General features: G+C 68.7%; 17 protein-coding genes. 15 read left to right on the plus strand and 2 right to left on the minus strand.

The genetic code is table 11. The annotated features are described in order from the left end of the window. Positions 1-22: 22 nt before the first annotated feature. Genes carA through pyrF form a run of 4 tightly spaced genes read left to right on the plus strand, consistent with a single transcriptional unit; the run spans position 23 to position 6,487 of the window. A complete protein-coding gene (gene carA / locus IEY07_RS04625) occupies positions 23-1,246 on the plus strand; it encodes a glutamine-hydrolyzing carbamoyl-phosphate synthase small subunit (RefSeq protein WP_188894008.1) in 1,224 nt (407 codons plus the stop codon). Continuing rightward, a complete protein-coding gene (gene carB, locus IEY07_RS04630) occupies positions 1,246-4,572 on the plus strand; it encodes a carbamoyl-phosphate synthase large subunit (RefSeq protein ID WP_188894009.1) in 3,327 nt (1,108 codons plus the stop codon). Before carA ends, carB begins: the two co-directional genes overlap by 1 nt. A 26-nt stretch (positions 4,573-4,598) precedes the next feature. Next, complete coding sequence (locus tag IEY07_RS04635) at positions 4,599-5,657, plus strand: quinone-dependent dihydroorotate dehydrogenase (RefSeq protein ID WP_188894010.1); 1,059 nt, start codon at positions 4,599-4,601, stop codon at positions 5,655-5,657. Then, on the plus strand, positions 5,654-6,487 hold the full coding sequence (gene pyrF, locus IEY07_RS04640; protein ID WP_188894011.1) for an orotidine-5'-phosphate decarboxylase: 834 nt from the start codon (positions 5,654-5,656) through the stop codon (positions 6,485-6,487). The genes IEY07_RS04635 and pyrF overlap by 4 nt, the downstream gene beginning before the upstream one ends. On the opposite strand, the gene IEY07_RS04645 is transcribed toward pyrF, so the two are convergent. Further along, positions 6,488-7,534, minus strand: coding sequence for a DUF4037 domain-containing protein (locus IEY07_RS04645; protein WP_188894012.1), 1,047 nt, complete (start codon positions 7,532-7,534; stop codon positions 6,488-6,490). A gap of 1,317 nt (positions 7,535-8,851) precedes the next feature. On the opposite strand from IEY07_RS04645, the gene IEY07_RS04650 reads away from it, so the two are divergent. The 6 genes from IEY07_RS04650 to metK all read left to right on the plus strand — a co-directional run bounded on the left by IEY07_RS04650 (position 8,852) and on the right by metK (position 13,267). After that, a complete protein-coding gene (locus IEY07_RS04650; protein WP_188894013.1) occupies positions 8,852-9,235 on the plus strand; it encodes a VOC family protein in 384 nt (127 codons plus the stop codon). 136 nt (positions 9,236-9,371) lie between these two features. Continuing rightward, on the plus strand, positions 9,372-9,695 hold the full coding sequence (mihF, locus tag IEY07_RS04655) for an integration host factor, actinobacterial type (protein WP_188894014.1): 324 nt from the start codon (positions 9,372-9,374) through the stop codon (positions 9,693-9,695). Positions 9,696-9,698: 3 nt separating this feature from the next. Further along, positions 9,699-10,259: a guanylate kinase gene (gmk, locus tag IEY07_RS04660; RefSeq protein WP_188894015.1), complete on the plus strand. Its 561-nt coding sequence runs from the start codon at positions 9,699-9,701 to the stop codon at positions 10,257-10,259. A gap of 83 nt (positions 10,260-10,342) precedes the next feature. After that, positions 10,343-10,693, plus strand: a complete 351-nt coding sequence (gene rpoZ, locus IEY07_RS04665; protein WP_229669718.1) for a DNA-directed RNA polymerase subunit omega — start codon at positions 10,343-10,345, stop codon at positions 10,691-10,693. Next, positions 10,641-12,011 (plus strand): bifunctional phosphopantothenoylcysteine decarboxylase/phosphopantothenate--cysteine ligase CoaBC, encoded by a 1,371-nt coding sequence (gene coaBC / locus IEY07_RS04670; protein ID WP_505745399.1) that lies wholly within the window; start codon positions 10,641-10,643, stop codon positions 12,009-12,011. Before rpoZ ends, coaBC begins: the two co-directional genes overlap by 53 nt. 62 nt (positions 12,012-12,073) lie before the next feature. Continuing rightward, entirely contained in the window at positions 12,074-13,267 is a 1,194-nt protein-coding gene (metK, locus tag IEY07_RS04675; RefSeq protein ID WP_188894017.1) for a methionine adenosyltransferase, read from the plus strand. 43 nt (positions 13,268-13,310) lie between these two features. Here the strand turns inward: metK and IEY07_RS04680 are convergent, their stop codons facing one another. Beyond that, positions 13,311-14,627 carry a tetratricopeptide repeat protein gene (locus IEY07_RS04680; protein WP_188894018.1) on the minus strand — a complete coding sequence of 439 codons (1,317 nt, stop codon included), beginning with the start codon at positions 14,625-14,627 and terminating at the stop codon, positions 13,311-13,313. Between the two features lie 94 nt (positions 14,628-14,721). On the opposite strand from IEY07_RS04680, the gene IEY07_RS04685 reads away from it, so the two are divergent. The 5 genes from IEY07_RS04685 to rpe all read left to right on the plus strand — a co-directional run bounded on the left by IEY07_RS04685 (position 14,722) and on the right by rpe (position 20,786). Beyond that, positions 14,722-16,734, plus strand: coding sequence for a primosomal protein N' (locus IEY07_RS04685; protein ID WP_188894019.1), 2,013 nt, complete (start codon positions 14,722-14,724; stop codon positions 16,732-16,734). Positions 16,735-16,788: 54 nt separating this feature from the next. Continuing rightward, positions 16,789-17,715 (plus strand): methionyl-tRNA formyltransferase, encoded by a 927-nt coding sequence (fmt, locus tag IEY07_RS04690; protein ID WP_188894020.1) that lies wholly within the window; start codon positions 16,789-16,791, stop codon positions 17,713-17,715. After that, positions 17,712-19,070 (plus strand): RsmB/NOP family class I SAM-dependent RNA methyltransferase, encoded by a 1,359-nt coding sequence (locus IEY07_RS04695; protein ID WP_188894021.1) that lies wholly within the window; start codon positions 17,712-17,714, stop codon positions 19,068-19,070. Before fmt ends, IEY07_RS04695 begins: the two co-directional genes overlap by 4 nt. A 111-nt stretch (positions 19,071-19,181) precedes the next feature. Next, entirely contained in the window at positions 19,182-20,102 is a 921-nt protein-coding gene (locus tag IEY07_RS04700; protein WP_188894022.1) for a diacylglycerol/lipid kinase family protein, read from the plus strand. Positions 20,103-20,111: 9 nt separating this feature from the next. Continuing rightward, positions 20,112-20,786 (plus strand): ribulose-phosphate 3-epimerase, encoded by a 675-nt coding sequence (rpe, locus tag IEY07_RS04705; protein ID WP_268239187.1) that lies wholly within the window; start codon positions 20,112-20,114, stop codon positions 20,784-20,786. Positions 20,787-20,884: the final 98 nt, after the last annotated feature.

Consider the following 20,884-nt stretch of genomic DNA (forward strand, 5'->3'; position numbering starts at 1 on the left):
TGTGAGGCAGGAAAGGACGGTAATGTCGCATTCTGCGTCTCTGCCTGACCATGCCCTCTCGACGCCGCTCTCGACGGCGATTCCCCCTCTGGCGGCGAATCCGGGGACGGGCCACCAACGAATTCCAGCGATCCTGGTCCTGGAGGACGGTCGCAGTTTCCCGGGGTATTCCTACGGGGCGACCGGCGAGACTTTCGGCGAGGCGGTCTTTCAGACCGGGATGTCGGGATACCAGGAAACCCTCACCGATCCGAGCTACCACCGCCAGGTGGTGGTCGCGACCGCGCCCCACATCGGCAACACCGGGTGGAACGACGAGGACGACGAGTCGAAGCGGATCTGGGTCGCCGGTTACGTGATCCGCGACGCCGCGCGGATCCCGAGCAGTTGGCGTTCCCGCCGCAGCCTGGACGCCGAACTCAAGGCCCAGGGCATCGTCGGCATCGCCGGAGTCGACACCCGGGCACTGACCCGGCACCTGCGCGAGCAGGGGGCCATGCAGGTCGGCATCTCGACCACCGAGTTGGATCCACAGAAACTGCTCGTACGCGTCCGGCAGCAGCCGTCGATGATCGGCGCCCACCTGGCCGACGACGTCACCGTCACCGACACCGCGGTCGTTCCGGCGGTCGGGGAGAAGCGGTTCACCGTCGCCGCGATCGACCTCGGCATCAAGACGATGACCCCGCACCGGATGGCCGAGCGGGGGATCGAGACGCACGTGCTGCCGTCCACAGCGTCATACGACGACCTGCGCGCGATCGGCGCGGACGGTGTCTTCTTCTCCAATGGTCCCGGTGATCCCGCCGCCGCCGAGATCCAGGTCGATCTGCTGCGGGAGGCGTTGGCCGATGATCTTCCGTTCTTCGGGATCTGTTTCGGCAACCAGGTCTTCGGCCGCGCGCTGGGCCTGGGGACCTACAAGCTCACCTACGGCCACCACGGCATCAACCAGCCGGTGATGGATCTCGGCACCCGCAAGGTGGAGATCACCGCACACAACCACGGGTTCGCGGTCGACGCGCCGATCGGTGAGGACATCGACACGCCGTACGGCACCGCACGGGTCAGCCACGTCGACCTCAACGACAACGTGGTCGAGGGCCTGGAGCTGAAGGATGATCAAGGAAAGTTGAAGGCATTCTCGGTGCAGTACCACCCGGAGGCAGCGGCCGGTCCGCACGATGCGGCTTATCTCTTCGATCGGTTCGTGCAACTGCTCTCTGATGCAAAGGGTGGCAACTGATGGCACGCCGGGACGACATCAGCACGATCCTGGTGATCGGCTCCGGGCCGATCGTGATCGGCCAGGCCTGTGAATTCGACTACTCCGGGACCCAGGCCTGCCGGGTGCTGCGCGCCGAGGGCTACCGAGTGGTGCTCGTCAACTCCAACCCCGCGACGATCATGACCGACCCGGAGATGGCCGACGCGACCTACATCGAGCCGATCAATCCGGAGACGGTCGCCAAGGTGATCGAGAAGGAGCGGCCAGACGCGCTGCTGGCGACGTTGGGTGGCCAGACCGCGTTGAACACGGCTGTTTCCCTGTGGGACCAGGGAATCCTGGCCAAGTACGGTGTCGAGCTGATCGGCGCGTCGGTGGACGCGATCCAGCGCGGCGAGGATCGCGAGTCCTTCAAGCGGATCGTCACCGAACTCCCGCCGGGCCGCGACGGTGAGGTCCAGGCCGAGGTCGCGCGCAGCCAGATCTGCCATTCGATGGACGATGTGCTGGCCGCCGCCGGGGTTCTCGGCTACCCCTTGGTCGTGCGCCCCAGCTTCACCATGGGCGGCGTCGGTTCCGGCTTCGCCCACAACGAATCCGACCTGCGCCGGATCGCGGGCGCAGGACTTGCCGCCAGCCCCACCACCGAGGTGCTGATCGAGGAATCGATCCTCGGCTGGAAGGAGTACGAACTGGAGGTGATGCGCGACAAGGCTGACAACGTCGTGATCGTTTGCTCGATCGAGAATCTCGATCCGATGGGCGTGCACACCGGCGACTCGATCACCGTCGCTCCGGCGATGACGCTGACCGACCGCGAGTACCAGCGGATGCGTGACGTCGCGATCGGCATCATCCGCTCGGTCGGTGTGGAGACGGGCGGCTGCAACATCCAGTTCGCGATCAACCCCGAGGACGGGCGGATGATCGTGATCGAGATGAATCCGCGGGTGTCCCGGTCCAGTGCGCTGGCAAGCAAGGCGACCGGCTTCCCGATCGCCAAGATCGCCGCCAAGCTGGCCGTCGGCTACACCCTGGACGAGATTCCCAACGACATCACCCGGCAGACTCCGGCCAGCTTCGAGCCGACCCTGGACTATGTCGTGGTCAAGGTGCCCCGGTTCGCGTTCGAGAAGTTCCCGGCCGCCGACAGCACGCTGACGACCCACATGAAGAGCGTCGGTGAGGCGATGGCGATCGGTCGCAACTTCACCGAGGCCCTCGGGAAGGCGCTGCGCAGCCTTGAGGATCCGAAGGCGCCGTTCGACGTCGCCGGCGAGATCACCGAGACGGTGCAGGAACTCCTCGACCAGGCGTCCCGCCCGCACGACGGTCGGCTCGGCGTTGTCTACAAGGCGATCCGGCAGGGCGCCACGGTCGAGCAGGTGCATGAGGCAACCGGCATCGACCCCTGGTTCGTCGATCAACTGGTGCTGGTCAACGAGGTGGTCACAGAGATCAGGACCGCCCCGGAGCTGACCGCCGAGTTGATCAAGCTGGGCAAGATGCACGGGCTGTCCGACTCCCAGATCGGCGCCCTGCGGCATCTGGACGAACGGGTCGTACGAGGCGTGCGGTGGGCACTCGGACTGCGGCCGGTCTACAAGACCGTTGACACCTGCGCGGCCGAATTCGCCGCCAGCACGCCGTACCACTACAGCTCCTACGATCTGGAGAGCGAGGTCGAGCCGAGAACCAAGCCGGCGGTGATCATCCTCGGCAGCGGCCCGAATCGGATCGGGCAGGGGATCGAATTCGACTACTCCTGCGTGCATGCGGCGATGGAGCTCAGCGCCACCGGTTACGAGACGATCATGATCAACTGCAACCCGGAGACGGTGTCCACCGACTACGACACCTCCGACCGGTTGTATTTCGAGCCGCTGACACTCGAGGACGTCCTGGAGGTCGTGCACGCCGAACAGGCCGCCGGTCCGGTCGCCGGGGTGATCGTGCAACTCGGCGGTCAAACGCCGTTGCGGCTGGCCCAATCGCTCAAGGCCGCCGGGGTGCCGATTGTCGGCACCAGCCCGGAGGCGATCAACCTGGCCGAGGAACGCGGGGCGTTCGCCCGGGTGCTGGACGAGGCCGGACTGCTGTCACCCAAGCACGGGATGGCCAGCTCCTTCGAGGAAGCCCGGGACATCGCCGAGGAGATCGGCTATCCGGTGCTGGTGCGTCCCTCGTACGTGCTCGGCGGTCGCGGCATGGAGATCGTGTACGACGACAGCACCCTGTCCTCCTACATCCGTCGGGCGACCGAGGTCTCGCCGGAGCATCCGGTGCTGGTCGACCGGTTCCTCGACGATGCGATCGAGATCGACGTCGACGCTCTCTACGACGGCACCGACCTGTATCTCGGCGGCGTGATGGAGCACATCGAGGAGGCCGGCGTGCATTCCGGCGACTCCGCCTGTGCGCTGCCGCCGATCACCCTCGGTGCCGAGGTGATCAGCCGCATCCGGGTCTCGACCGAGGCCATCGCCCGCGGCGTCGGAGTGCGAGGCCTGATCAACATCCAGTACGCCCTGGCCGGCGACGTGCTCTACGTGCTGGAGGCCAACCCTCGGGCGTCGCGTACGGTTCCCTTTGTTTCCAAGGCAACCTGGACGCCGCTGGCCAAAGCTGCGGCTCGGGTGATGCTGGGCGCGACGATTCCGCAGCTGCGCGCCGAAGGCATCCTGAAAGCCGAGGGCGACGGGGCCGACGAGCCGCTCGGAACGCCGGTGGCGGTGAAGGAAGCGGTGATGCCGTTCAACCGGTTCCGGACCATCGAGGGCGCCAGCGTCGATACAATCCTCGGACCGGAGATGAAGTCCACCGGCGAGGTGATGGGCCTGGACACCAGCTTCGGCACCGCCTTCGCCAAGAGCCAGGCCGGGGCCTCCGGACCGCTGCCGGAGCGGGGCCGGATCTTCGTCTCGGCAGCCAACCGGGACAAACGACACATCATCCTGCCGGTGAAGCTGCTGTCTGATCTTGGTTTCGAGGTGTTGGCCACCGCCGGCACCGCGTCGGTGCTGGAGCGCAACGGCATCCCGGTCAAGCGGATGCGCAAACACAGCCAGGGCCCCGGACCCAACGGCGAGAAGACGATCGTCCAGGCGATCACCGACGGTGAGGTCGATCTGATCTTCAACACCCCGCAGGGCCAGAGCACCGACGGGCGGCCACGCTTCGACGGCTACGAGATCCGGACCGCGGCGGTCGCGCGCAACATCCCGTGCATGACCACCGTGCAGGGGTTGACCGCCGCTGTGCAGGGAATCGAGGCGATCCGGTCGGCCAAGGTCGGGGTCAGATCCTTGCAGGACTGGGAGCAGGCGGTCGGCGACGCGCAGTGAACGGGACCGGCGGCGGAGTTGAGCTGATGAGCGGCATCGAGCGGGCCTACCGCGGCATTGCCCGGCCGTTGATCTTCCGGATGGACGCCGAGCGGGCCCATGAGGTGACGCTCCGTGCACTCGCAGTCGCGGGACGGCTCGGGCCGGCGCGGGTAGCAGCTGCCGGGTTGTTCAACCGGCACCGGCGTCCGGTCCGGGTTGCCGGCATCGAGTTCCCGGGGATCGTCGGCCTGGCGGGGGGTCTGGACAAGAACGGCGTTGCGGCGCGGATGTGGGGAAGTCTCGGATTCGGTTTCGCCGAGCTCGGCACCGTCACCTCCCAGGCACAACCGGGCAACCCGCAGCCCAGACTGTGGCGGCTCGCCCAGAGCCGGGCGGTGATCAACAGAATGGGCTTCAACAACCTCGGAGCAGCGGCTCTGGCACGCACGCTGGCCGCCGCCGGCGTACGACGGGGCAACAACGCGCTCGGCATTCCGGTCGGGGTCTCGATCGGCAAGACCAAGATCACGCCGCTGGAGCACGCCGTCGATGACTACCTGACGTCCTTCCGACTGCTGGCCGACCGCGCCGATTACGTCGCGGTCAACGTCTCCAGCCCGAACACGCCCGGCCTGCGATCCCTGCAGGACAAGGAATCCCTGACCGATCTGCTGACGGCCCTGACAGCGGAGGCGATCACAATCGACAAATCGGGCCCGGTGCCGATCTTCGTCAAGATCGCCCCGGACCTGAGCGAGTCGGCGCTGGACGAGGTGCTCGAGGTGTGCGGTAGCACCGGCGTCCAAGGACTGATTGCGACGAACACCACGCTGTCGCGTGACGGCATCGGCCCTGCTGATCTTGAGCTCGCGGCCGAGGCGGGTGGGCTGTCCGGTGCACCGCTGACCCGGCGGGCTCGGCAGGTTGTCGCCCATCTCGCGGCCCGGACCGACCTGCCGATCATCGGCGTCGGCGGGATCGAGTCGGCGGCCGACGCCCGGGCGATGCTCGACGCCGGTGCCCGGCTGCTGCAAGTGCTGACCGGCTTCATCTATCACGGTCCCGGTCTGATCGACCGCATCAATCAGGAGGTCTCGCTATGACTGGCTCCTACGGCGAACGGCTGCGTACGGCTGTTGCCCGCTACGGCCCGCTGTGTGTCGGCATCGACCCGCATCCGGGCGTCCTCGATCGCTGGGACCTCCCGCGGGATGCCTACGGCCTGGAGCGCTGCGCACGGACCATGATCGAAGCCGTCGCCGGCCGGGTCGCGATCGTCAAGCCGCAGTCGGCGTTCTTCGAGGCGTACGGTTCGGCGGGGATCGCGGTGCTCGAGCTGCTGATCTCCGATGCCCGCGAGGCCGGCGTCCTGGTGCTGCTGGACGTCAAGCGTGGCGACATCGGGTCGACGATGGACGCCTACACTGCCGCCTATCTGACCGACGGCTCGTCGCTGGCTGTTGATGCGATGACGGCCAGTCCGTTCCTCGGTCCGGGGTCGCTGGACGGGGCGATCGCACAGGCTGAGCGGTCCGGGCGGGGCGTCTACGTGCTGGCGGCCACCAGCAATCCCGAAGGTGTGACGGTCCAGCAGGCGGCCAGCCCCGAGGGCGGCACGATCAGCCAGGCCATGATCGACTTCGCCGCCGGTCACAATGCCGACGCCGCGGTGAGAGGCGAGTGGGGGAGCGTCGGCGTCGTCGTCGGCGCCACCATCGATCCCGGTACCGGGTTGGACTTCGCCGCACTCAACGGCAGCATCCTGGCACCCGGTCTGGGCACCCAGGGCGGGACCGCGGACGACCTGCGGAAGATCTTCGGTGACGCCTACCCACTGGTCATCCCTTCCAACAGTCGCGGCATCCTCAATGCCGGTCCCGGGGTCGCGGGGATCCGCGCCGCTGTCGAGGAGACCCAGCAGTCTCTCGGCTGATCATTCCGAGCGCCCAAGCCGGTCCCAGTAGTCGCGCAGCAGTCGGGACCGGGCTGCTGAGGACAGCACGTCGGTGGAGTCAACGAACTGGTCGACCGAGCCGACCAGGGGCAGCCGGCGAAGTTGATCATCGGCGATCGCGGCACGACAGGCCGTGGCGAATTCTCCGTGCAATACCGCATACGGCCGGGTGAAATAGCATCCGATCGACCAGTCGATCCGATCGGTGATCCCAAGATCATCGTGCGCGGTCGCGATGATCTTGTACGCCCGGACCAGGCCGGCTTCCCGGGTGGGGTAGTCGACAGCATCGACCGCTTGCCCGAGTGCGGCTGCCAGCCCGTCGCTGTCCGGCAGCCCGGCGAAGGCCGATCCGAACCATTTGGTGTAGGGCCAGTAGTTCCGGTGCTGCAAGAGGCGTAGCCGCATCACCTCGCGCGCCAACCGGGCGGCGATGATCTTCGACCCGAGATCGTCACCGACCTCGGCGGCTCGTCCGACGAAGGCGATCTCCTGGAAGATCCGGGTCCACTGGCAGGCCAGCAGCCAGAGCCAGACGTCGTGCGGATACCAGGCCAGCCGATCGCGTACGGACTGGAGTTCGCGATCGGGATCGGCGTAGACGGCGCCACGCGTCACCCCGAGCAGTTGCTGTTGCGGGATCGCCAGCCAGTCCAGATTGTCCAGACCACCTCTGGGATCGACACCGAGCTGTCCTACCAGCCACGACCCCAACGGCTGCACGTCGACCCGGTGGGCGGGTGCCCGCTCGTCCGAACCGATGCGCGTCGGCCGATCACGGAAGCGATCCGGCAGCCGGCCCGCCAGCGCCGCCCTGGCTGTCTCGACGGCGTCCGGTTCGACGAAGATCTGCAACCGCGGACCCCAGTCGTGGTCGGTCGACCGGTCTGTGTCGTAACCGAGTACTTCGGAGCCGGTGCCGAACAATGCGGCGCTGTGCCGGTGATCGCGAAGAAGCCGGGCGACCACCTCGCGGTAGAAGTCGCGGCTGAGGTCGAGCGCGGGAACGAACGGCGGGGTCGGCACCCCGCCATGGTGGAGACTTGTGCGGACCGGCCGCAACCGGTTTGGATCGGTCGGAACAGGTTGTCGCTGGTTTCGGAGCCCCGCGCGGCATGCAGCTGGTTCGCCAGACGTCGAGCCGAAGGTCCCTTTCCCGATAACGATCTCCAGACTCGGCCGTCTACTGACCAGAAGTCGATGAAGTCCAACAGCTGCCGGAAGAACCCGAACACCTGCTCGGTCAGCACAGCACGCCTGAACAGAACGCCGAGCTTCCTTCGCAGGCGCGGTGGCCCCCGACGGAGTCGCCTGCAGCTCGTGATGCGGCCCAGGGCTGCGCAACACCCAGCCGCCGTCCGCGCGCTGCTCCCGTAGCGGCGCACTCGCCGGCGTCGGCTCATCGACGGCGGAGCAGCTGAAGTCGATCACGCTCGGGTTGTCGTAGGGCGGCTGGTACAGCACTGCCCGGGTCGCGCCCTCCGGAATCGTCGCGCCGATGCGTTCGACCGCCGTCGTCGCCACGTCGAGGTGAGCCGCGACATCGGGGTCGAGGTTCTCCCACCCGGCGACTTCGTGCTCGGCCCATTCGCGCCCCGCGGACCGCTGCCCACGCCGACAGCCAGCTCCTTGGACATGTTGACGTTGACCCGATTGCGGACCGCCGGCGGCAGGGCAATCTTCACGCGGTAATTCGCAGCCACGCCCATCAGGCTAGGAATCCACAGGGGCGGGCGCACCGTCCCAAAACGATCGGGTGCCGGCAACGATCCTTGGCCGGACAAGATCGCTGTTTCTATCTTCGCTGATTCTGTCGCCGACGATCGAGCCGCCACGGCGTGTCGCCCCGGGGGCAGACCATCCTCGGTCACAAAACCAGCGGCTCTGCAAGACGTTCTACCCGGGGGCCGCGCCCGGTGACCAGCGGAGTTACCGATGCCGCGAGACCCGTCCGGCTCCGATGTCTGCAAGGGTGTGTCATACGCAACAGGTTCGTCGTAACGGAAACGACCGTTACCGGGATGCCGGTTACGAATCGACGCCGGAAACGGCGGCGAGGCAGGCTTACCCCGCCCTCGCAAGGTCACGGGGCTGAAGCTGTCCCGGAAGTTGAGTTGATCATGGTCTGATCATCCGGCTTGTCGTGGAGGCATAGATGGATCGACCGCGCGCGGAGTGACCTGCGATTCACCATCAGCAATCCAGGATCCCTTGCCTGGAGGAAATTGGCTGCGCTCGATGCTGGACCAGCGGAACCGACACCAATCGAACAGCACGGTCCCTCCCTGACGGCGCTTCCGGGCAGGCCTTGTTGACATCGGCACCCGGTGGGAGGCTCATGGCATGACCACTGTCACCGGCATCAGCACCGCGATGTTCGCCGTCGCGGACCAGGACGTCGCGATCGCGTTCTACACCCAGAGGCTGGGCTGGGAGCTTCGATCGGAGACCAGGTTCACCGAAGGCGACGACGCCGGCCGCTGGGTCGAGGTCGCCCCACCGGGCTCGGAAGCCGTGCTCGCACTGAACCTGCCGATGGGCGGTGCGCCGGGTGGCGGCTCCATCGGCGTCGTCGCGTCCGATGTGAACGCGGAGTACGAGCGTCTCACGGCCACCGCCGGCATCGAGGTCGGCCAACCGCTGGGCGGTGAGGGCCCGGTGCCGAAGATGTTCTCGGTCACCGATCCCGACGGGAACTGGATCTGGATCGTGCAAGCAACCGACTGATCGCCGGCGGGATCGACGGTGGGATTGACGGTGGGATTGACGGCGGGATCGTGCGACCGGGCCGGGATCGACCATCGGCGCAGGTCACGGTAGGTTTTCACCCGAGTAGCCGTGATCAGTTGATGGAGTTGTTCTTGTGCCGATCCCACACCTGAGCGAGGAACAGCGCCAGCAGGCACGCGACGCTGCGACGCAAGCGCGTCGGCGCCGGGCAGAGGTCAAAGACCGGCTGCGTACCGGCGAGCTGACGATCCAGGACGTGTTGCGCCTGGCAGGTACGGACGAGGTGATCGCGCACACCAAGGTTGTGGATGTCCTCAAGTCGCAACCGCGGGTCGGCGAGGTCCGTGCCACCAAGGTGATGGAGCGGTTGAAGATTGCCTCCAACCGCCGGTTGCGTGGACTGGGTAAACACCAGATCGATGGCCTGATCGCCGAATTCGGCACCGACGAGGCCTAGGGCGTGGGCATCGACACCAGCCGTCTGGTCGTTCTCTCCGGTCCCTCGGCGGTCGGCAAGGGCACGGTGATGAACCGGTTGCGCGAGGTCCATCCGGAGGTCTTCATCTCGGTCTCCGCCACGACGCGCCGGCCACGGCCCGGCGAGCAGGACGGTGTGCACTATCTCTTCGTCTCTGAGGCCGAATTCGACGAGTTGATCGCCTCCGGCGCCCTGCTGGAGTGGGCCATCGTGCACGGCGCACATCGGTACGGCACCCCGCGGCAACCGCTGCTGGACGCGTTGGAGGCCGGGCGGCCCGCGATCCTCGAGGTGGACCTGCAGGGCGCGCGGCAGGTCCGCGCCAGTTGGCCGGAGGCACGCTTCGTCTTCCTGGCACCGCCGACCTGGGAGGAGTTGCTCCGGCGCCAGCAGGTCCGCGGCACCGAGGACGTGGCCGAACAGCAGCGACGGATGCAGACCGCCCAGCAGGAGATGGCAGCGCAGGGCGAATTCGACCACACGATCGTCAATCGTGATGTCGAGCAGGCGGTCCAGGAGTTGGTAGACTTGCTACACCTGTGACTCCGTGCGTCTTTGGCGTGCCATCAGATCACCTCCGTGATCGGGTCCCAGAGCCACACTCCATCCCGCTTTTAAGGGGCATCTTGACCGACAACCAGACCGCGTTCCAGGGCATCAACAACCCGCCGATCGACGAACTGCTGACCAAGACCGACTCGAAGTATCGGCTGGTGCTGTTCGCCGCCAAGCGCGCCCGGCAGATCAACTCCTACTACAGCCAGCTCGGTGAAGGGCTGTTGGAGCACGTCGGCCCGCTGGTCGAGACCGGCGTCCAGGAGAAGCCGCTGTCCATCGCGCTGCGCGAGGTGAACGCCGGAGTCCTGCAGTGCACCGAGACCGACGACGAGGGCAACGTGCCCGGCGAGGAGAATCTCGGGCTGAGTGCTGTCGAGGACATCCCGGCCGGCTTCGACGACACCGAGCCGAGCGCCTGACCCGCCGCATCGGGCCAGGCATCCGACTGCAGAAAAGCACGCCGACACGATGAGCCGGATCCTGTTGGGCGTCGCCGGTGGCATCGCGGCGTACAAGGCTGCGGAGCTGCTGCGCAGGCTCAAGGAGTCCGGCCACGAGGTCACGGTCGTGCCCACCGAGGCTGCACTGAAATTCGTCGGCGCGGCAACCTGGGCGGCACTGTCCGGAAACCCGGTCACGACCCAGGTCTTCGACGACCCGGCGTCGGTCCCGCACGTGAGGCTCGGGCGGCAGGCCGATCTGGTCGTGGTCGCCCCGGCGACGGCCGACCTGCTGGCCCGTGCGGCAGCCGGCCGGGCCGATGACCTGCTCACCAACTGCCTACTGACCGCCACCTGCCCGGTGCTGTACGCGCCGGCCATGCACACCGAGATGTGGCGCCACCCGGCGACCCAGGCCAATGTCGCCACGTTGCGGCAGCGCGGCGCAATCGTCGTCGATCCGGCCTCCGGCCGGCTGACCGGGGCCGACAGCGGCCCCGGCCGGCTCCCCGAAGCCGCCGAGCTGGCCGCCATCGCCCAGGTGCTGCTGGACCGACCCGAACTCGCGGCACCCGCGTCGGCCCGCGATCTCGCCGGGCTGCGGGTCCTGATCAGCGCCGGGGGGACCCGGGAGCCGATCGACCCGGTGCGGTTCATCGGCAACGCGTCCTCCGGACTGATGGGGTACGCCCTCGCACGCGCTGCCGTGCTGCGCGGTGCCAAGGTCCAGCTGGTTGCAGCGAATGTCGAGCTGCCAGACCCCGCCGCAGCCGCTGTGTCCGTTGTCGGGACGACGGCCGAGCTGCAGGAGCAGATGCTCAAGTACGCAGCCGAGGCGGACATCATCGTGATGAGCGCCGCGCCCGCCGACTTCCGCCCGGAGACTGCCGCCGGCCAGAAGATCAAGAAGACCTCCGCCGAACAGGAACTTGATCTGCACCTGGTGCAGAATCCCGACATCCTCCTGCGGCTGGTCACCGAGCGCACCGATCCAGATCAGGTCATCGTCGGATTCGCGGCGGAGACGGCGCCCGATCCCGAGCAGCTGATCGAGCTGGGACGAGCCAAGCTCGCTCGCAAGGGCTGCGACCTGCTGGTGCTCAACGCGGTCGGCGGCGGGCGGGTCTTCGGACGGTCCGACTCCGAGATCCGGCTGCTGGTCGCCGACACCGACAGCGGTGCTGACGACGCACCCGACGATGGAGCTGCCAGCCAGCCGCACGCGGTCGCCGGATCCAAGGACTTGTTGGCCCACCACATCTGGGATGCAGCCGGAAAAATCCGGTCGCGCCGTTAAGCTGGCGCGGACATGTAGTGACCGCGGCGGTTCTGCGGCGTATCTAGGAGAGGCAATCGCGGATGGCGACTCGACTTTTCACCTCGGAGTCTGTGACGGAGGGGCACCCCGACAAGATTTCCGACCAGATCAGCGACTCCGTGCTGGACGCGCTCCTGGAGCAGGACCCCGAGAGCCGTGTCGCGGTCGAGACCCTGAACACGACCGGGCTGGTGGTGGTGGCCGGCGAGGTGTCGACCAAGGCCTACGTCGAGATCCCGCGGATTGTCCGGGACCGGATCCTCAAGATCGGCTACGACTCCTCGACCAAGGGCTTCGACGGTGCCTCCTGCGGTGTCCAGGTCGCCATCGGTCAGCAGTCTCCGGATATCGCCCAGGGCGTGGACAAGTCCTTCGAGGGCCGGTCCGGCGAGACGGCCGATGACTTCGACTTCCAGGGCGCCGGCGACCAGGGCCTGATGTTCGGCTTCGCCTGCAGCGAGACGCCGACCCTGATGCCGCTGCCGATCGATCTGGCCCACCGGCTGGCCGAGCAGCTGAGCGCGGTGCGCAAGAACGGTGAGATGGCCTACCTGCGGCCCGACGGCAAGACCCAGGTCACCATCGAGTACGAGGGCGACACGCCGGTCCGGCTGGACACCGTCGTCGTCTCCAGCCAGCATGCCGCCGACATCGACCTCGACGCGGTGCTGAGCCCCGACGTCCGCAAGCACGTCGTTGCGCCGGTGCTCGAGAAGTACGAGATCGACGCCAGCGACTACAAGCTGCTGGTCAACCCGACCGGCCGGTTCGAGATCGGCGGCCCGATGGGTGATGCCGGTCTGACCGGTCGCAAGATCATCGTCGACACCTACGGCGGCTACGCCCGGCACGGGGGCGGCGCATTCTCCGGCAAGGATCCGTCCAAGGTCGACCGGTCAGCGGCGTACGCGATGCGCTGGGTCGCCAAGAACGTCGTCAAGGCGGGTCTGGCCGAGAGATGCGAGTGCCAGGTCGCGTACGCGATCGGCAAGGCCCACCCGGTCGGCTTCTACGTCGACACCTTCGGCACCGAGAAGGTACCGGTCGAGCAGATCCAGGCCGCGGTCCTCGAGGTCTTCGACCTGCGTCCGGGTGCCATCGTGCACGATCTGCAGCTGAAGCGTCCGATCTTCGCCGCGACCGCGGCATACGGGCACTTCGGTCGCGAGCTGCCGGAATTCACCTGGGAGGCGACCGACCGCGCTAATGCGCTGGCCGCCGCCGTCAAGGGCTGACCGACCTCAGTTCCGTACGCCCGCCTCCGGGGCTTCCGCAAGATCAAAGTCTGAGCTTGCGGATCCGTGGTGCCGAGGACGCAGGCAGCGAACTGGCGGCCTCATCCCGCCAGCGGCGGTCCCGCGGCGAATGCCGACGGTCGAGCCGTGTATCCAGTACGTCCCGGGCCTCGAGGTAGCGCCCGGCGCGGAGCAGTGCGGCGATCCGGGTCTCCTCGACGATCTCCCGCTGCGCCTCGCTGCCACCGACCCGCCACAGCTGGGACTCGATCGCGGCCAGGTCATCGGCCGCCTTGCCGGGATCGCCGGACGCCAGCCGGCGCAGCGCCTGGGTCAGCGGCGTACAGACCTCGCGGATGCAGCGGTTGTCGCTGCGGGCACACCATGATTCGAGCGAGACGAGCGCAGCGGTGTCACCGGCCGCGCAGTGCGCCACGGCCACATGCATCGCCATGAACGCCGTCGGGGGTGCGGCCACCACGTCCGGCGCGATCGCCAGCACGTCGTCGATCGGTGGCACGCCGTCGGCACCCGGTGTGATCGACCAGCGCCACAGCAGCGAGCCGGAATCGACCAGGGCCCGGCAGCCCAGCGCGGGGGTGGGCTGCAGCTGGTCGTCGTAGCGCCGGGCAACCGCGTCGAGGTCGCCCAGGGACAGCTCGTGCATCGCGGCATGCCAGGAGAAGTGCGCCAGCCGTTCAACGGTCCGGCCGTCGTGGGTGATCCAGTCGTCCATCCAGGCCAACCCGCTGACGTGGTCGCCGGTCTCGTAATGGGCGTGCGCGCGGGCGTGAGCCGCGTGGCCGCCGGCAGGCTCGGCGTCCAGCGATCGGCAGGCGAGGTCCATGGCCTCGTCGAACCGGTGCTGTTCCTGCCGCATGAAGGCCAGCAATCCGGTGAACCACCAGTCGTCGCCGTAGGCCGGCCGGCAGCTCTCGACCAGGTCCCAGGCCTGACCGGGCAGGATCGGTGCACCGGTGAAGGCGATGGTCGGAACGGCAACGGACAGCAACAGGGAGTCGGCCGGCCACTGCTCCAGGTGCCGCAGCAGCGGGCCGGAGTCACCGCCGACATGGCGCTCGACGGCGTGCACGTGACTGCGTTCACGCTCGGTGGCTCCCACTGCGTGGCGGCGCGCTGCGGCCAGCCGGGCCGAGATGTCGACCCGCTCACCGAACTCGTAGCCGAGCAGGGCCACAGCCGCATGACCGAGGGCGAAGGTCGGATCGAGAGCGATCGCGCGGGAAGCGCCGCCGATGGCTCCCGGGTGCAGCCGCAGCACGGCCGCGATCGCCTCGTTGTAGGCGCGGCCGGCCTGCTCACCGGTGGTGAGCCGGAGGCCGTACAGGTCGCGCATCATCCTCGTAGGGTACGACATCCCTACCGTTGCGCCGGGAAACCGGCTCCGTCGGCACCGGACTGAAACGTGGGCGAGATATGAGAGCCTGTCCGCTGTGTCGCCTACTCCCGTCGAGCCGCCGGAGAATCCGGTCGCGCGGGTCGTGGTCGATGTATCGCTGCCGCACCTGGACCGGCCCTTCGATTACGCGGTGACGGCCGCCCAGGATCTCGACGCGGTGCCCGGTGCCCGGGTCCGGGTGCGGTTCGCCGGCAAGTTGCGGGACGGTTTCATCCTCGAACGGGCGGCCGACACCGACCATGCCGGCACCCTGGCGCCGCTGTACAAGGTCGTGTCCGCCGAACCGGTGCTGACTCCCGAGGTCGACCGCCTGGTCCGTTCGGTGGCCGATCACTACGCCGGCTCGTACGCCGATGTGCTGCGGCTTGCGGTGCCACCTCGCCACGCGGCAACTGAGAAGGCGACCAGGCCGCAGCGGCCCCCGGTGGCGCCGCAGCCGGGCGACGGGCCGTTCGCCGGGTACCCGACCGGACCGGCGTTCCTGGCGGCACTGCGCCGGGGCGACAGTCCGCGGGCTGCCTGGCAGCTGATGCCGGCGGCCGACCCGGTCGGCGACTGGGCCGCCGGACTCGCTACCGCAGCGGCCGCGACCCTGGAAGCAGGCCGGGGGAGTCTGCTGATCGTCCCGGACCTGCGTGATCTCGACCGGCTCCGGGTCGCATGCCGGGAGTTGCTCGGCGAGCAGGGATTCGTCGCGCTCACCGCGGATCTGGGACCCGCGGCCCGCTACCGGGCCTTCCTGGCAGCAGTCCGCGGCGATGTCCGGGTGGTGATCGGGACGCGTGCGGCCGCCTTCGCACCGGTCCGCGATCTCAGCCTGGTGGCCCTGTACGACGACGGCGACGACCTGCTGGCCGAGCAGCGGGCGCCGTATCCGCATGCCCGGGAGGTGCTGGCGATCCGGGCCGCCGACGTCGGGGCTGCGGTCCTGATCGCCGGCTACAGCCGCAGCTGCGAGGTGCAGCGAATGGTCAACCGGCAGTGGTTGATCCCGCTGGTCGCGGAGCGCGGTCAGCTGCGCCGGACCGCGCCGCGGACCCGGATCGCCGCCGACACCGACCAGGCGCTGGCGCGGGACCCCGCGGCTCGGGCAGCGCGGCTGCCGCACGATGTCTTCGAGACCATCCGGGTCGGGCTGGCGGCCGGGCCGGTCCTGGTGCAAGTGCCCCGGGCGGGCTACCTGACCAGCCTGGTCTGTCAGGACTGCCGGGAGCCGGTGCGCTGTGGCCACTGTCACGGCCCGGTCCGGGCGGGCCGCGCCGACCACGGTGCGGACGACTACGGCCGTACGGTCATGCTGTCCTGCCGGTGGTGCGGGCGGATGCTGCCGCAATGGCAGTGCCCGACCTGTGGATTCCGGCGTTGGCGGGCGCCGGTCGTCGGCGCCGCCCGGACCGCCGAGGAGCTGGGCCGCGCGTTCCCGTCGACGACGGTGCGCCAGTCGATGGGCGGCAGCGTGCTGGACCGGGTGCCGTCGACCCCGGCCCTGGTCGTGGCCACGCCGGGTGCCGAACCCCCGGCCGACGACGGCTATGCGGCCGCTGTCCTGCTCGACACCGGGCTGATGCTGCTGCGTGCCGACCTGCGGGCGTCGGAGGAGGGGCTGCGGCGGTGGCTCAACGTCACGGCGCTGGTCCGCCCGGGTGAACAGGGCGGGACCGTGATCGCCGTGGGGGACACCGGGTCCCGCCCGCTGCAGGCTTTGGTGCGTACGGATCCAGCCGGATTCGCCGCGCGGGAGCTGGCCGAGCGCGCCGAGGCGCGGTTTCCGCCGGCGGTGAAGCTGATCACCGTGGACGGCAGGACGGAGTCACTGGCCGACTTCACCGGGCTGCTCGAACCACCGGAGCCGACCGAGATCCTCGGGCCGGTCGAACTCGGCCCGAACGCCACCGGCGACGTCATGATCAACAGACTCACCCTGCGCTCGCCGCTGACCGTGGGGAACCGGCTGACGGCTGCCGTGAAGGCGGTCAGTGCCACACGCTCGGCGAAGAAGGCCGAGGGAGCGTTGCGGATCCAGGTTGATCCGGTGGAGATCGGCTGAGCGAGCCGCCGATCACGGCCTGCTTGCAGCATGATCCCTCTAGACTCGGCCGGCGTGAGACTTGTCTTCGCCGGAACCCCGGACGTGGCCGTGCCGTCGCTGCAGGCATTGCTGGAATCCGACCACGAGGTGGTCGCGGTCGTCACCCGGCCGGATGCCCCCAGTGGCCGCGGCCGCCGGTTGCAGGCGAGTCCGGTCGCCGAGCGGGCCGCCCGCGAAGGACTGGAGATCCTGAGACCGGAACGTCCCCGGGACCCCGACTTCATCGCCCGGCTGACCGAACTGGCCCCGGACTGCTGCCCGGTGGTCGCGTACGGGGCGTTGATCCCGCAACAGGTGATCGACATCCCGGCCCACGGGTGGGTGAACTTGCACTTCTCGTTGTTGCCGGCCTGGCGCGGGGCCGCCCCGGTGCAACATGCGGTGATCAACGGCGACCCGGTCACCGGGGCCGCGACCTTCTCGCTGGTCAGGGAGCTCGACGCCGGGCCGGTCTACCGGACGATCACCGAACCGATCGGCCCCACGGACACCGCCGGCGACCTGCTGCAACGATTGTCGGTCTCGGGAGCGCGGCTGCTGGTGGAAACCCTGGACGGCATCGCCGCCGGCGATCTCGAGCCGGTACCGCAGCCGACCGAGGGGATCAGTCCGGCGCCCAAGATCACCGTCGAGGACGCCAAGATCAACTGGGCCGACAGCGCGTTGACGGTCGACCGGCTGATCCGCGGCTGCTACCCGGCGCCCGGGGCCTGGAGCACTTTCCGCAACGAGCGTTTCAAGATCAACTCTGCTACTCCCGATGATCGTGATGATCTTGGTCCGGGGGTCCTCGAGGTCACGAAGCGATCGGTCCGGGTCGGTACCGGTCGGGGGAGTCTGCTGCTCGGACGGGTCCAGGCACAAGGCAAGAAGCCCATGCAGGCGGCGGATTGGGCCCGCGGGGTGCAATTCGTCCCCGATGAGTCACTGGGCGAATGAGTCCACGGAACCAGGCCCGCTCCGGTGCCAGCGATCCGGCACGCACGCTGGCCTTCGACGCGTTGCGCGAGGTGCACAGCCAGGACGCGTACGCCAACCTCGTGCTGGCTCGGTTGCTGCGGGAACGCAGATTGTCGGTACGCGACGCTGCCTTCGCCACGGAACTCCTGTCCGGCACTTGCCGGCTGCAGGGCAGCTACGACGTGATCATCGAAGCGGCATCAGGCCGCGGACTGTCGTCGCTGCAGCCGGCCGTGGTCGATCTGCTTCGGCTCGGCGCGCACCAGGTGCTGTCGATGCGGCTGCCGGACCGCGCCGCAGTCTCGGCCACGGTGGAACTAGCGGCGGCGACGGTGGGCCGTCGGGTGACCGGGCTGGTCAACGCCGTGTTGCGCAGGATCACCGTGCGCTCCTACGACGACTGGGTGGCCGAGCTGTCCGCCGGTCTCGACGACCGGGACGCCCTGGCGCTGCGAACGGCGCATCCACGGTGGATCGTCGACTGCTACGCCGACCTGCTGCCCGCCGAGGAGGTCGAGACCGCGCTGCTGGCCAACAACACCCAGCCGGTCACCACCCTGGCCGTACGCCCCGGGCTCGCCTCGGTCGAGGAGTTGGAGGCCGATGGTGCCGAAGCCGGGCGGTGGTCCCCGTACGCCGCGACGATCACCGGGGATCCCGGTCGACTGCCGGCTGTCCGGGAAGGGCGGGCCGGCGTCCAGGACGAGGGCTCGCAGCTGGTCGCCCTGGCCTTGGCGCGGGCCGCAGCCGGGCCCGGCCCGTGGCTGGACCTGTGTGCCGGGCCGGGTGGCAAGTCGGCCCTGCTCGCCGGGCTGGCCGGCGCCCAAGGCGCTCTCTTCGTCGCGAGCGAGCCGGCCCGGCACCGGGCCGCACTGGTGCAGTCCGCTCTCCGGGGCTATCCCGCCGACGGCGGTCGCGTCGTGCTCGCCGCCGACGGCACCTGCCCGCCGTGGAAACCGGACTCGTTCGCCCGGGTGCTGGCCGACGTCCCCTGTACCGGCCTGGGCGCGCTGCGGCGCAGACCGGAGTCCCGCTGGCGGCGGCCGCCCGAGGCGGTCACCGAGCTGCATCCGCTGCAGCGCGCACTGCTCGGGTCGGCACTACAGTCCGTGCGGCCCGGTGGAGTGGTCGCCTATGTCACCTGTTCGCCGCATCACGACGAGACAGCGGTCGTCGTCGAGGAGGCGTTGGCCGGACGCGAGGACCTGGAGTTGCTCGACGCCCCCGCGCTGGTCCCCGAGGTACCGGACGCTGCGTTGGGAGCGTTCCTCCAGCTGTGGCCGCACCGCCACGGCACCGATGCGATGTTCCTGGCGCTCGTTCGCCGGCTGTGATCCGCGAGCCACGGCGCAGTGTGGGTACTGAGCGGTGGTGACCGACACGACGATCCCCACTGCGGCTTCGCCCGTGACTCCCGAGGACGGCTGCACCCAGGCCGGTCGCAGATGACCGATCGGCGGCTGGCCGTCATCTCCAATCCGGCCAAGATCAGCGATCGGTTCGCCGAACTGCTCACCGAGCGTGCCCGGAGGGCCGGCTGGGCCGATCCGGTATGGCTCGAGACCAGTACGGATGACCCCGGGCGTGCAGTGGCCCGACAGGCGGTCTCCGACGGGGCCCGGCGGGTGCTGGCGGCGGGCGGCGACGGCACCGTCCGGGCGGTCGCCTCCGGGCTGGCCGACTCCGACGCGTCGCTCGGCATCATTCCCGCCGGGACCGCCAATCTGCTGGCGCGCAATCTCGGCATCCCGCTGACCGAGCCCGAGGCAGTGGACGTCGCCCTCGGCCAGCGGACGCGCAGTCTCGACCTGGTCCGGATCACCACCGACGACGGGGTGTCCGACCGGTTCGCGGTGATGGCCGGCATCGGGCTGGACGCCGCGATCATGAGCAGCAGTGACTCTGTGCTCAAGGACAAGACCGGTTCACTGGCCTATGTGGTCGCAGCCGCCCGGGAGCTGGGCCGGGAGCCGCGGACGATGCGGATCAGGGTTGACAACGGCCCGGTGCTGCGGCGCCGGGCGATGATCTGCCTGGTCGGCAACGTCGGAGCGATCCAGGGCCAGATCGAGCTGATCCCGAACGCCAAGCCCGACGACGGGCTGATCGACGTTGTGGTAGCCAGCCCGACCCGGCTCCGGCACTGGATCCGGGTCGCGATCCGACTGATCACCCGCAGACAGCGATCCGGAGATCGGGTGGACCAACTGATCGGGCGTCGGGTCGAGGTGCTGATGGACGAGCCGGACGAGTACGAGCTCGACGGCGACACGATGGGCAGCTGCCGCCGGCTGGTGGCCGAGGTCGAGCCCGGAGCGCTGCAGGTCTGCGTCGCGGCCACGGAGTCGGGGCGGGCGGCCCGATAGACTTACCGCGTGCCGGAAGCCAGCAATCGTAGGAACAAGATCATGCCGAGCATCCTGTCGGCCGATTTCGCCAACCTGCAACGCGAGATCGAGCGGGTGCCCGGCGCCGACGCGTTGCACATCGACGTGATGGACAACCATTTCGTCCCGAATCTGACGCTCGGCCTGCCGGTGGTGGAGGCGATCCGCACGATCACCGACAAGTTCCTCGACATCCATCTGATGATCGAGGACCCCGATGTCTGGGCACCGGCCTATGCGGAGGCCGGAGCGGAGTCGGTGACCTTCCACCTCGAGGCAGCCAAGGCGCCGGTCCGGTTGGCTCGTGAGCTGCGGTCGAAGGGCGCCAGAGTCGGGATGGCGCTGAAACCGGCGACCCCGGTCGAGCCGTACGCCGAACTGCTGGCCGAGATCGACATGATCCTGATCATGACTGTCGAGCCAGGCTTCGGCGGCCAGAAGTTCCTGGACCTCACGTTGCCCAAGATCACCAAGGCCCGGGAGTTGATCAACGGGCGCGGCGGCGACATCTGGCTCCAGGTCGACGGGGGAGTCTCGGCCGAGACCATCGAGCGCGCCGCCGGCGCCGGTGCGGACGCGTTCGTCGCCGGCTCGGCGGTCTTCGGCGCCGACGACCCGGACTCCATGATCAGCTCACTGCGGTCGCTGGCCGACAAAGCTTGAAACCGAAGTCTGAAAATAAGCCCGGTATTCCCTGCTGCTCAGGGCGGGATTATTGACAACGTATGCCGTGGTCGCATATAACACTCTTCATATGTGAG

It is taken from the genome of Microlunatus endophyticus (assembly GCF_014646195.1).
GTDB lineage: Bacteria > Actinomycetota > Actinomycetes > Propionibacteriales > Propionibacteriaceae > Microlunatus > Microlunatus endophyticus.